The sequence below is a fragment of the Streptomyces sp. PR69 genome (genome assembly GCF_026420845.1).
Lineage (GTDB): Bacteria > Actinomycetota > Actinomycetes > Streptomycetales > Streptomycetaceae > Streptomyces.
On record NZ_JAOWCB010000027.1, the window covers coordinates 34,480 to 46,828 of the forward strand.

The following is a 12,349-nucleotide window of genomic DNA, read 5'->3' on the forward strand; positions in this document are numbered from 1 at the left end:
GAGAGAGTGACGGAGAGGAAATGCGGGAGGACGGGAGGAAGAGAGAGGCGAAAGCGGAACCACGGGCCCGTCCCTCCCGTCCCATCGGCATGCGAAAGCAGCTGAGCCTTCCCGCCGCGGTGCTGGCCGCCGTGCTCTCCGTCGCCCTCACCGCCTGCGGAAACGACCCCGGGTCCGGTCCGGGCGGCAGCTCGGTGTCCGAGGGCCCTGTCCTCACCGGCATCCGCTGGTCCGTCGAGAGCGTGACCGTGGACGGCGAGAAGACCGCGAACCCGACCGGTGCGCATGTCACCTTCACCGACGAGGGGCGCGCCGAGGGCAACTACGGCTGCAATCGCTTCGGGGCCGATGTCACCGTCGAGGGCGACACCGTCACCGTCGGCCGGGGCGTGATGACCGAGATCGGCTGCGAGAAGCCCGTGATGCGGTTCGAGGAGCTGCTCAGCAAGGCGTTCTCCGGCACGCTCACGGCGGCGGTCGACGACGGCAGGCTCACTCTCACCACACGGCAGGGCGACACCATCGCCCTCACCTCCGACCCGGCCGTGCCCGACGCCCCGCTGGCCGGCGCCAAGTGGACGGTGACCTCGCTCATCTCCGGCGAGACCGTGTCCTCGGTGCCCGCAGGCGCCGAGAGGAAGGCGCATCTGACGCTGGACGACGAGGGCACCTTGCGCGGCAGCCTCGGCTGCAACACCTTCAGCGTCGCGGCGGAGGTCGACGAGGCGCAGTCCACGATCACTCTCAGCAAGCTGGCGACCACCCGGAAGCTCTGCGAAGGGCCGGAGGCGGAGCTGGAGACCGCGGTGCTGAGGGTGCTGGAGCAGGACTCGGTGACGTATGAGATCGAGCAGCGCTCCCTGACCCTGACCGCGGACGACGGCCGGGGCCTGACCGCCGCCGCGCCGCAGCCCTGACGCGGCCTGATACGGCCTGACGCAGCCTGACCAGCCCTGACGCCGGGCGGCGGCGGGGACGCCTGAGGCGGTGTGACGCTTGGCACCGGTCCCCAATTCGGACCAGTGGTCGATCTCGCCTACACTCGGTGGCGTGCCACGTGGTGACGGACGACTCAACCACGACCTGCTCCCCGGAGAGAAGGGCCCCCAGGACGCCTGCGGCGTCTTCGGTGTCTGGGCCCCCGGCGAAGAGGTCGCCAAGCTCACGTACTTCGGGCTGTACGCCCTCCAGCATCGGGGCCAGGAATCCGCGGGAATCGCGGTGAGCAACGGCTCCCAGATCCTTGTCTTCAAGGACATGGGCCTGGTCTCCCAGGTCTTCGACGAGACCTCCCTCGGCTCGCTCCAGGGCCATATCGCGGTCGGACACGCCCGCTACTCGACCACCGGCGCCTCCGTCTGGGAGAACGCCCAGCCCACCTTCCGGGCCACCGCCCATGGCTCGATCGCCCTGGGTCACAACGGCAATCTGGTCAACACGGCCGAGCTGGCCGAGATGGTCGCCGCCCTCCCCAAGGAGAACGGCCGCGCCACTCAGGTCGCCGCCACCAACGACACGGATCTGATCACCGCGCTGCTCGCGGGCCAGACCGACGACGACGGCAAACCGCTGACCGTGGAGGACGCGGCCGCCAAGGTCCTGCCGGGCGTCAAGGGCGCGTTCTCCCTGGCCTTCATGGACGAGGGCACCCTCTACGCCGCCCGTGACCCACAGGGCATCCGCCCTCTCGTCCTCGGCCGCCTGGACCGCGGCTGGGTCGTCGCCAGCGAGACCGCCGCCCTGGACATCTGCGGTGCGAGCTTCGTACGCGAGATCGAGCCCGGTGAGCTGATCGCCATCGACGAGAACGGCCTCCGCTCTTCACGATTCGCTGAAGCAAAGCCCAAGGGCTGTGTCTTCGAGTATGTCTATCTCGCCCGCCCGGACACCGACATCGCCGGCCGGAACGTCTACCTGTCCCGCGTCGAGATGGGCCGCAGGCTCGCCAAGGAGGCCCCGGTCGAGGCCGACCTGGTGATAGCGACGCCGGAGTCGGGCACCCCCGCCGCCATCGGCTACGCGGAGGCCAGCGGCATCCCCTACGGCTCCGGACTGGTGAAGAACGCCTACGTCGGCCGGACCTTCATCCAGCCGTCCCAGACCATCCGCCAGCTCGGCATCCGGCTGAAGCTCAACCCCCTCAAGGAAGTCATCCGGGGCAAGCGGCTGGTGGTCGTCGACGACTCGATCGTCCGCGGCAACACCCAGCGGGCCCTGGTCAAGATGCTCCGCGAGGCCGGCGCCGCCGAGGTCCATGTGAGGATCTCGTCCCCGCCGGTGAAGTGGCCCTGCTTCTTCGGGATCGACTTCGCCACCCGCGCCGAGCTGATCGCCAACGGCATGACGATCGAGGAGATCGGCGCCTCGATGGGGGCCGACTCCCTCGCGTACATCTCCATCGACGGCATGATCGAGGCGACTGCCATCGCCAAGCCCAATCTGTGCCGCGCCTGCTTCGACGGCGAGTACCCGATGGAGCTGCCCGACCCCGAGCTGCTCGGCAAGCAGCTCCTGGAGACCGAGCTGGCGGGCGGCGCGGACGCCGCCGACGCGCTCCGCCGCCCGTAGGACGCAGCCGCAATGCTCCGCATGCTCCCCCGTACCGCCTGTGCACCGCGCACGGCCCGTATGGACGGCAACGACACGAAAGCTCCCAGCCATGTCTGAGACCCCTACTGCCGAGGGCGGCGCCAGCTACGCAAGCGCGGGCGTCGACATCGAGGCGGGCGACCGCGCCGTCGAACTGATGAAGGAGTGGGTGAAGAAGGCCCGCCGCCCCGAGGTGCTCGGCGGCATCGGCGGCTTCGCCGGCCTCTTCGACGCCTCCGCCCTCAAGCGCTATGAGCGCCCGCTGCTCGCCTCCGCCACCGACGGCGTCGGCACCAAGGTCGACCTCGCCCGCCGCCTGGGCGTCTACGACACGATCGGCCATGACCTCGTCGCGATGGTCATGGACGACATCGTCGTGTGCGGTGCGGAGCCGCTGTTCATGACCGACTACATCTGCGTCGGCAAGGTGCACCCCGAGCGGGTCGCCGCGATCGTCAAGGGCATCGCGGAAGGCTGTGTGCTGGCCGGCTGCGCCCTGGTCGGCGGCGAGACCGCCGAGCACCCGGGACTGCTGGGCCCGGACGACTTCGACGTCGCGGGCGCCGGCACGGGCGTCGTGGAGGCCGATCAGGTCCTCGGCGCGGAGCGCATCCGCACGGGGGACGCGGTCATCGCGATGGCCTCGTCCGGCCTTCACTCCAACGGGTACTCGCTGGTGCGCCATGTTGTCTTCGACCGTGCGGGCATGACCCTGGAGCAGCAGGTTCCGGAGTTCGGCCGGACCCTCGGCGAGGAGCTGCTGGAGCCCACCAAGATCTACTCACTGGACTGCCTGGCCCTGACGCGCACCGCCGAGGTGCACGCCTTCAGCCACATCACCGGCGGCGGGCTCGCCGCCAACCTGGCCCGGGTGATCCCGGATGCCCTGCACGCCGCGGTCGACCGCGCCACCTGGACCCCTGGAGCGGTCTTCGACCTGGTCGGCGCCGCCGGACGGGTCGAGCGCGCGGAGCTGGAGAAGACGCTGAACATGGGCGTGGGCATGATGGCCGTCGTCCCGCCGGAGTCGGTCGACGTGGCGCTCAGCGTGCTGGCGGACCGGGGTGTCGAGGCATGGGTCGCGGGCGAGATCACCGAGCGTGGCGAGCAGCACACCACGGGCGCGACGCTCGTCGGCGACTACGCGAGCTGAACAGCACTCAACCCGGTCCGGGTCCCGGACCGGGTTGGAAGCGCGTGCAGAACGTGCAGATGACGGACGTCAAGCGCCGCGACGCCGCGACGACGGACCGGACTCCTCGTCCTCTTCCTCGTCGTCGTTGTACAGATCCGCGTAGCGGGCGTACGGGTCGTCCTCGTCCTCGAACGGCTCACCGTTCGCCGGCTGGCTCGAATGCGGACCCGTGGCGCCCAGCTCGTCGGCCAGACGCGACAGGTCTGTCCCGCCGCTGTTGTACTTCAGCTGGCGGGCGACCTTCGTCTGCTTGGCCTTGGCCCGGCCGCGCCCCATGGCTCGACCCCCTCGGTGACGGGGCTCGACGGCCCCAGAGTCTTGACGCGTTCATGGTTCAGAGCGGTCTCTCCGCGAAGAGACCGGTCCGTGAGCTTCAACGGTACCTGCTTCCGCGCCCATACGGTACGCCGCCCGCATGACGCGCCTGCTCGCAGGGCCCGCGAGACGCCCCGTCCTCGCTGGTCAACCGCGATTTTAACGTCTTCTCGACGGTCGACCCGCCGACCGGCGTGAGTCTTCTCTCCCACGATTTCCCACGGTCGGCGGGCAGGCACCATTCTTTGTGGCTCCTTCGCCTCCGGGGTGCTTCAGCGTGTGTCGACGGTCGATCATGCTCGGCCCTCCCCCAGACTCCGTCCGGGGGTACCCCCACGTTCCTCGGGGCCCTGCGCGTGTTCTCCCTTTCGACACCCGCGCACCCCTTCGGCTCACTCGCCCTTGGGCGAACCGGGGCGCGTGAGGTGCGGGCTGCGCACCGCGGGCCCGACCGTCTTAGCCGTTGCCGCGGGCCTCGGCCATGCGCTGTTCGGCCAGGCGGTCCGCCGCCGCGGCCGGCGGGACCCCGTCTTCCTTCGCACGTGCGAATATCGCCAGCGTGGTGTCGAAGATCTTCGAGGCCTTCGCCTTGCAGCGGTCGAAGTCAAAGCCGTGCAGCTCGTCGGCGACCTGGATCACTCCGCCGGCGTTGACCACATAGTCCGGGGCGTACAGGATCCCGCGGTCCGCGAGGTCCTTCTCCACGCCGGGGTGCGCAAGCTGGTTGTTGGCCGCGCCGCAGACGACCGAGGCCGTCAGCGCCGGGACGGTCTCGTCGTTCAGGGCCCCGCCGAGAGCACAGGGGGCGTACACATCCAGCCCCTCGGTGCGAATCAGCGCGTCGGCGTCGGCCACCGCCACGACCTGCGGGTGACGGTCGAGGATGCGGCGGACCGACTCCTCGCGCACATCGGTGATCACGACCGTCGCGCCGTCCGTCACCAGATGGTCCACCAGATGGTGGCCGACCTTGCCGACGCCGGCGACGCCGACCCGGCGGCCGCTGAGCGTCGGCGCGCCCCACAGATGCTGGGCGCTGGCGCGCATGCCCTGGAAGACGCCGTACGCGGTGAGGACGGAGGAGTCGCCCGCGCCGCCGTTCTCCGGGGAGCGGCCGGTCACCCAGCGGCTCTCGCGGGCGACGACGTCCATGTCCGCGACGTAAGTGCCGACGTCGCAGGCGGTGACGTAGCGGCCGCCCAGGGAGTCCACGAAACGGCCGTAGGCGAGCAGCAGCCGCTCCGTCTTGATCTTCTCCGGGTCGCCGATGATCACGGCCTTGCCGCCGCCGTGGTCCAGTCCGGCCAGGGCGTTCTTGTACGACATGCCCCGGGAGAGGTTCAGCGCGTCGGCGACGGCCGCCTCCTCGGAGGCGTACGGGTAGAAGCGGGTGCCGCCGAGGGCCGGGCCCAGGGCGGTGGAGTGGATGGCGATGACGGCCTTGAGGCCGGAGGCGCGGTCCTGGCACAGCACGACTTGCTCGTGGCCGCCCTGCTCGGATCGGAACAGGGTGTGCAGGACGCCGTCGGTGACATCGGTCACGGTGGTGACTCCCAAGTACGAAGCGGCGGGTGACGGCCTTCCTGTGGGTGGGGAAGGCGCGGTTGGGGATGAGGGTAAGTCCTACGCGCGCGTAGCTGAGACCCAGTGCTCAGGATCACCCTCTCCCGGAGTACTCCCGTGGAAGGATCGGAGCATGCCAGCGCTGTCCTCGGTACTCGTTCCTTACGCGGCCTACCTGCGGGTCTACGAGCCGCTGGCGGCCTTCCCGGAGCCGGAGCGCGCCCACTGGGCCGCATATGCCCGGCGCGAGGACAGGCCGACCGCCCAGGACGAACTGCGCCGCTCGCTCGCCGACTTGCTGCCGGTGCCGCCCGTCGCGGTGCCGGTCCACGAGAGCGGCGACGCGTTCGTCGCGGAGCTCGACGGGGTGGTGTGCGTCTGCCCCTGGCGGACCCGGCTGCGGGGCTGGCTGGCCCTGGAGGAGCTGCCCGGCCGGCTTCCCGCGCCGCTGCTGGACGCGGCGCTGCCGCCGGTGGTGCGCGGGCAGGCGGCCGCGGACTTCGAGCGCTGGCGGGAGCGCAACCCGGACGCCAGGCCCTGGATCAGGACCTCGGTGTGGCAGGTGCCCGTGGGCTGGTTCACCCTCTTCGCGGACGAGGAGCGGGAGCACGACCCCGAGGGCTGCAAGACGGACTCCGCGGGGTCCGGGCCGGTGCTGCGCTACCGGACCCCCATGGTTCAGGCCAGGCGGAGGGTGGCGCGGGCGCTCAAGACGCTGCGGGAGGCGATCGACGAGGGGCCGCTGACGGAGGCGCTCGTGGATGTCGGCCGGTGGCTGGAGGAGTTCCATCCGCGGTCGCTGGTCGAGCTGGACTACGGCGGCCTGGTGTACGCCGTACCCGCCTCCCAGCTCGCAGAGGACCGTTCGGCGGCGGATGTGGCCGAGGGCATCGCGGCGCTGCGGGCCGGGGACGGGGAGGGCGCGGGCATGGCGTACGCCCGGCTGACAGAGCGTTGGCGCGCGGTCAGGGACCGGCAGTTCGCCAATTGAGCATTTGACCAATTCAGCCTTTGTTGCCGTCGGGGCTTGTGGGGACCGCTGGACTCATTGAGGCTTATGAGACTCCGGAGTGGGCCCTCTGTCCAGGACGTAGGTCCTGATACGGGCCTTTGTCTCAAGCGTGATGGACTGCACTATCTGGGCCCTTGCGCCCATCACCCAACCTCGTGTCAAAATAGGACAAGGAGTCCGGGGAGGGTTCCTTCCGTCCAAGTATGGGCGGAATACTCAGCATTGCACTCTATGGGGGGTCTGACGACTCCTGATCGCTCTGTGACTGATCGTCACTGTGACGTGACTGTCCGCTATGGCATGGTCCATCGGCCTTCCGCCGTTGATGGACACCTGAGAGGGCAATTCCATCGGTTTGGCCGACGTGGCTGGACAGATGGTGTAGTTGTAGTGCCGAGGACAAGCCGTTCGTCCTATAACCGACTCGGCCCGCGTCTGCCATTTCGGGCAACGCGGGTCAAGGTGCAGAATTTAGAGGAAAGAACCGAGAAGGTTCGGTTCTCCCGAGGAGGCCGCTCATGACCGCTCGCACCCCTGACGCCGAGCCGCTGCTGACCCCGGCTGAGGTCGCCACGATGTTCCGCGTGGACCCGAAGACGGTGACCCGCTGGGCCAAGGCAGGCAAGCTCACGTCCATCCGCACGCTCGGTGGACACCGTCGGTACCGCGAGGCAGAGGTCCGCGCACTGCTTGCGGGCATCCCGCAGCAGCGTAGCGAGGCCTGACACACCCCACCAACCGGGCGTTCCGGACCCCCAACCCGGCAAAGCCCACCCCATAGCTCCACATGACGGGCGTCTGCCCCAACAGACAAGCGTCGTCGATCGCGCTGGACTCCGCCGGGTCCAGCGCGATCTTTGTGTGCCCCTGGCCCGGTGAACCGGCCGCGTCCCGCTCCTGGGCGGCACACCGGAAATGACGGTGCAATTGCACGCATTAAATGGGGCGCATGTAGGGGGCGCGTAAGTTTCGCGTTTCTGAAAACCTGTTTGGTGACTCCGGTCACACCCCGGCTGTGCCGTCGCCGTCACTCGGCGGGCGGCTGTTCGTCCTCGGCGGCGGGGCCCGCGGAGGCGGGCGCGGGCCGCCGGGCGGCCGCCTGAGACTCCATGGCGAGTCTCAGGAGGCGGTGGCAGATGGGGCAGTGCCGGGTGAGGTGCCGGTAGCTGGAAGCGGCCGACAGATGGGCGCGCAACAGCGCCCTGGTCTCGTGCTGCCTCGCTGTGGACGCCGCCATGCACGTCACCTCCGGGTGTGTGCCGTCCTCTAGAGACTGCGTACCGGTGGCAGATGACGCCGTCAAGACACGCGCACGATTGCCAGCCACCGTGCGCGTGCACGGCGCGGGTACGGAGGGGCCGGTATCCATGATGCGGCCTGGCGTGCCCAACGGGCATGGCACTGGCTGGATTTGCCGTCCCGATCGCGGCCGGTGTCCCGATCGCGGCCGGCGCCGCGGGCGCGGCCTCCGGGGGCGGCCCAGGGTACGGCGAAGGCCCGCACCACAAGGTGCGGGCCTTCGACATCACGCGCGGTCCTGACGGGATTTGAACCCGCGGCCTCCACCTTGACAGGGTGGCGAGCACTCCAAACTGCTCCACAGGACCAGGTTTCGCCGCGCTCTTCCGTGCGCTGCGAAGCAAGACTCTACAGCAGCTCAGAGGGTCCGGTCGAACTCACTCTTGGCGACGACGCCGCTACCGGCCACCCCTCCGCCGCGCCCCCGCGCCCCTACGGCGCCGCCGCGTCGATCGCCTTCATGATGCGTTTGTCGGAGACCGGGTACGCCGTGCCCAGCGCGTGCGCGAAGTAGCTCACCCGCAGCTCCTCGATCATCCAGCGGATGTCCAGGACCTCCCGCGGCGTCGGCCGCCCCTTCGGCAGCTGTTCCAGCAGCCAGGCGTACTCGTCCTGCATGTCCTGGACCTTCTGCATACGCGTGGTGTCGCGCTGCACCCCCGTCGGCATCTGGGCCAGGCGGCGGTCCGCGGCGACCAGATAGCGCATCAGGTCCGGCAGCCGCTTCAGCCCGGTCGCGGTGACGAAGCCGGCCGGCATGAGCGCCGCCAGCTGCTCCCGTACGTCCTGGACGTTGGCCAGCAGAACGGGGCTGTTGACGGACTTCAGCCGGCGCTCACAGGCCTGCCAGGCGGCCAGGATCTGCTCGACCTGGCCGATCGTGCGCACGGTGAGGTCGACAAGGTCGGCGCGGACGCCGTCGTACAGCTTCCGGAACGATTCCTCGTCCCACGCAGGTCCGCCGCGGTCCGCGATCAGCCGGTCCGCCGCGGCCGTCGCGCAGTCCTCGAACAGCGCCTGCACGGAGCCGTGCGGATTGCGGGACAGCGCCAGCTTCTGCTGGTTGCCGAGCTTGTCCGCGGCGAACTTGGCCGGGTTCACCGGGATGTTGAGCATGATCAGCTTGCGGGTGCCGCGCCACATCGCCTCGGCCTGCTCGGCCTCGGTGTCGAAGAGGCGTACGGACACGGTGCCGTCGCCCGCGTCCACCAGCGCCGGATACGCCTTGACCGGCTGGCCCGCCCGCCGGGTCTCGAAGACGCGCGTCAGCGAGCCGATCGTCCAGTCCGTCAGCCCCGTGCGCTCCACGGCCCCTCCGGAGCGCGTGGCGGCCCCCGCGGCGGCCTTGGACAGGGCCTGACGGGCCTTCGGCTTCAGCCGGAGCTTCAGGGCCTCTAGATCCTTGTCCTCGGCCAGCTTGCGGCGGCGCTCGTCAACGATCCGGAAGGTGATCTTCAGATGGTCCGGGACCCTGGAGAGATCGAAGTCCTCGGCCGCGACCGGCACCCCGACCATCCGCTGCAGCTCGCGCGCCAGCGTCGCCGTCAGCGGCTCCTGAAGCGGCTCGGCGCGCTCCATGAACGCCTTGGCGTAGTTCGGCGCGGGCACATAGTGACGCCGTACGGGCTTGGGCAGGGAGCGGATCAGCTCGGTGACGACCTCCTCGCGCAGACCCGGGATCTGCCAGTCGAAGCCCTCCTCCGTGACCTGATTCAGCACCTGGAGCGGAATGTGGACGGTCACGCCGTCCGCGTCCGCGCCCGGCTCGAACTGGTACGTCACCTTGAACTTCAGCCGGCCCTGATGCCAGGAGTCCGGATAGTCCTGCTTGGTGACCGCCTCCGCCGACTCGCGGATGAGCATCTCGCGCTCAAAATCGAGCAGCTCCGGCTCTTCACGGCGCTTCTGCTTCCACCAGGAGTCGAAGTGCGCTCCGGAGACGACATGCTCCGGTACCCGCTGGTCGTAGAAGTCGAACAGCGTCTCGTCATCGACCAGGATGTCCCGGCGGCGGGCGCGGTGCTCCAGCTCCTCGACCTCGGTGAGGAGTTTTCTGTTGTCCGCGAAGAATTTGTGGTGGGTCCGCCAGTCACCCTCGACCAGGGCGTTGCGAATGAAAAGCTCACGGGAGACCTCGGGGTCGATCCGCCCGTAATTCACCTTGCGCTGTGCGACGATCGGCACGCCGTACAGCGTGACCTTCTCATACGCCATCACCGCCGCCGCGTCCTTCTCCCAGTGCGGCTCGCTGTAGGTGCGCTTGACCAGGTGCTGGGCGAGCGGCTCGATCCACTCCGGCTCGATCCTCGCATTGACCCGTGCCCACAGCCGGGACGTCTCCACCAGCTCCGCGGACATGACGAAGCGCGGCGGCTTCTTGAAGAGCGCCGAACCGGGGAAGACGGCGAATTTGGCGTTCCGCGCTCCCAGGTACTCGTTCTTCGCGCCTTCCTTGACGTCTTTCATCCCGATGTGGGAGAGCAGTCCCGCGAGCAGCGACACATGCACCTGCTGGTCGGACGCGTCCTGCTCGTTGAGATGAATGCCCATCTGCTTGGCGACCGTGCGCAGCTGCGAGTAGATGTCCTGCCATTCGCGGATGCGCAGGAAGTTGAGATATTCCTGTTTGCACATCCGGCGGAAACTGGACGAGCCCCGCTCTTTCTGCTGCTCGCGGACATAGCGCCAGAGATTGAGGAAGGCGAGGAAGTCGCTTGTCTCGTCCTTGAAGCGGGCATGCTGCTGGTCGGCCTGCGCCTGCTTGTCGGCGGGCCGCTCGCGCGGGTCCTGGATCGACAGCGCGGCCGCGATGACCATGACCTCGCGCACACAGCCGTTGCGGTCCGCCTCGATGACCATACGGGCCAGCCGCGGGTCGACAGGAAGCTGGCTGAGCTTGCGCCCCAGCTGCGTGAGCCGCTTCTTCGGATCCTTCTGCTTGGGGTCCAGCGCCCCCAGCTCCTGGAGCAGCTGGACGCCGTCGCGGATATTGCGGTGGTCAGGCGCGTCGATGAACGGGAACTTCTCGATGTCGCCCAGTCCGGCCGCGGTCATCTGGAGGATGACGGAGGCCAGATTCGTACGGAGGATCTCCGCGTCCGTGAACTCCGGGCGGGAGAGGAAGTCCTCCTCCGTGTACAGCCGGATGCAGATGCCGTCGGAGGTGCGGCCGCAGCGGCCCTTGCGCTGGTTGGCGCTCGCCTGCGAGATCCGCTCGATGGGCAGCCGCTGCACCTTGGTGCGATGGCTGTAGCGGGAGATGCGGGCGGTCCCCGGGTCGATCACATATTTGATGCCCGGGACGGTCAGCGAGGTCTCGGCGACATTCGTGGCCAGCACGATCCGGCGGCCGGAGTGCGGCTGGAAGACACGGTGCTGCTCGGCGTGCGAGAGGCGCGCGTACAGCGGCAGCACCTCGGTATTGCGCAGCTTCTTCTTGATCAGCGCGTCCGCCGTGTCGCGGATCTCGCGCTCCCCGGAGAGGAAGACCAGGATGTCGCCCGGTCCCTCGCCCTGCAGCTCGTCCACGGCGTCGCAGATGGCCGTGATCTGGTCGCGGTCGGCCTCCTCGCTGTCCTCTTCGAGCAGCGGGCGGTAGCGGACCTCGACCGGATACGTACGGCCGGAGACCTCGACGATCGGCGCATCGCCGAAGTGGCGGGAGAACCGCTCCGGGTCGATCGTCGCGGAGGTGATGACGACCTTGAGGTCCGGGCGGCGGGGGAGCAGCTGGGACAGATAGCCGAGCAGGAAGTCGATGTTGAGGCTGCGCTCATGCGCCTCGTCGATGATGATCGTGTCATAGGCGCGCAGCTCGCGGTCCGTCTGGATCTCGGCGAGCAGGATGCCGTCGGTCATCAGCTTGACGAAGGTCTCGTCCTGGTTCACCTGGTCGGTGAAGCGGACCTTCCAGCCGACGGCCTCGCCGAGCGGGGTCTTCAGCTCCTCCGCGACCCGCTCGGCGACGGTGCGCGCGGCGATGCGGCGCGGCTGCGTATGGCCGATCATGCCGCGCACGCCGCGGCCCAGCTCCAGACAGATCTTGGGGATCTGCGTGGTCTTTCCGGAGCCCGTCTCGCCCGCCACGATCACGACCTGGTGGTCGCGTATCGCCTCCAGGATCGTGTCCTTCTTCTGGCTGACCGGGAGCTGCTCCGGATACGACACCTCCGGGACGCGGGCGGCGCGCGCGGCGGTACGGGCGGCGGACTTCTCGGCCTCGGCGGCGATCTCGGCCAGCACGGCCTGCCGCGCCTCGGGCTTGCGGATGCGGCGGGCGCCCTCAAGACGGCGGCCGAGGCGGTGGGCGTCGCGCAGCGAGGCCCCGGCCAGCAAGGTCTTGAGGTCGGCGAGGTCGGCGAAGGAAGTAGACATAC

Annotated in this window: 9 protein-coding genes and 1 tRNA gene; 5 read left to right on the plus strand and 5 right to left on the minus strand. The window is 69.2% G+C overall.

Going from position 1 to position 12,349, the window contains the following annotated elements; all coding sequences use genetic code 11:
- Nucleotides 1-89 precede the first annotated feature (89 nt).
- The 3 genes from OF819_RS22445 to purM all read left to right on the plus strand — a co-directional run bounded on the left by OF819_RS22445 (nucleotide 90) and on the right by purM (nucleotide 3,742).
- Nucleotides 90-917 (plus strand): META domain-containing protein, encoded by an 828-nt coding sequence (locus OF819_RS22445; RefSeq protein WP_267245415.1) that lies wholly within the window; start codon nucleotides 90-92, stop codon nucleotides 915-917.
- Nucleotides 918-1,050: 133 nt separating this feature from the next.
- Nucleotides 1,051-2,568, plus strand: coding sequence for an amidophosphoribosyltransferase (purF, locus tag OF819_RS22450; protein ID WP_267245416.1), 1,518 nt, complete (start codon nucleotides 1,051-1,053; stop codon nucleotides 2,566-2,568).
- 91 nt (nucleotides 2,569-2,659) lie between these two features.
- Nucleotides 2,660-3,742, plus strand: coding sequence for a phosphoribosylformylglycinamidine cyclo-ligase (gene purM, locus OF819_RS22455; RefSeq protein ID WP_267245417.1), 1,083 nt, complete (start codon nucleotides 2,660-2,662; stop codon nucleotides 3,740-3,742).
- A 69-nt stretch (nucleotides 3,743-3,811) separates the two neighbouring features.
- Here purM and OF819_RS22460 read toward each other — a convergent pair whose 3' ends face one another.
- Both OF819_RS22460 and OF819_RS22465 read right to left on the minus strand, forming a co-directional pair.
- On the minus strand, nucleotides 3,812-4,060 hold the full coding sequence (locus OF819_RS22460; RefSeq protein ID WP_267245418.1) for a DUF3073 domain-containing protein: 249 nt from the start codon (nucleotides 4,058-4,060) through the stop codon (nucleotides 3,812-3,814).
- A 495-nt stretch (nucleotides 4,061-4,555) separates the two neighbouring features.
- On the minus strand, nucleotides 4,556-5,641 hold the full coding sequence (locus OF819_RS22465; RefSeq protein ID WP_267245419.1) for a Leu/Phe/Val dehydrogenase: 1,086 nt from the start codon (nucleotides 5,639-5,641) through the stop codon (nucleotides 4,556-4,558).
- A 154-nt stretch (nucleotides 5,642-5,795) separates the two neighbouring features.
- Between OF819_RS22465 and OF819_RS22470 the strand changes: the two genes are divergently transcribed.
- Together OF819_RS22470 and bldC are read left to right on the plus strand one after the other, a co-directional pair.
- Complete coding sequence (locus OF819_RS22470) at nucleotides 5,796-6,653, plus strand: hypothetical protein (protein WP_267245420.1); 858 nt, start codon at nucleotides 5,796-5,798, stop codon at nucleotides 6,651-6,653.
- A gap of 539 nt (nucleotides 6,654-7,192) precedes the next feature.
- The gene (gene bldC / locus OF819_RS22475) at nucleotides 7,193-7,399 is read left to right on the plus strand and encodes a developmental transcriptional regulator BldC (protein WP_003949541.1); all 207 of its coding nucleotides are present in this window, start codon (nucleotides 7,193-7,195) and stop codon (nucleotides 7,397-7,399) included.
- A gap of 302 nt (nucleotides 7,400-7,701) precedes the next feature.
- Here the strand turns inward: bldC and OF819_RS22480 are convergent, their stop codons facing one another.
- From OF819_RS22480 to hrpA, 3 genes are all read right to left on the minus strand, one after another.
- Nucleotides 7,702-7,911 carry a DUF6274 family protein gene (locus OF819_RS22480; protein ID WP_267245421.1) on the minus strand — a complete coding sequence of 70 codons (210 nt, stop codon included), beginning with the start codon at nucleotides 7,909-7,911 and terminating at the stop codon, nucleotides 7,702-7,704.
- 295 nt (nucleotides 7,912-8,206) lie between these two features.
- A tRNA-Asp gene (locus OF819_RS22485) sits at nucleotides 8,207-8,281 on the minus strand.
- 124 nt (nucleotides 8,282-8,405) lie between these two features.
- On the minus strand, nucleotides 8,406-12,347 hold the full coding sequence (gene hrpA / locus OF819_RS22490) for an ATP-dependent RNA helicase HrpA (RefSeq protein ID WP_267245422.1): 3,942 nt from the start codon (nucleotides 12,345-12,347) through the stop codon (nucleotides 8,406-8,408).
- Nucleotides 12,348-12,349: the final 2 nt, after the last annotated feature.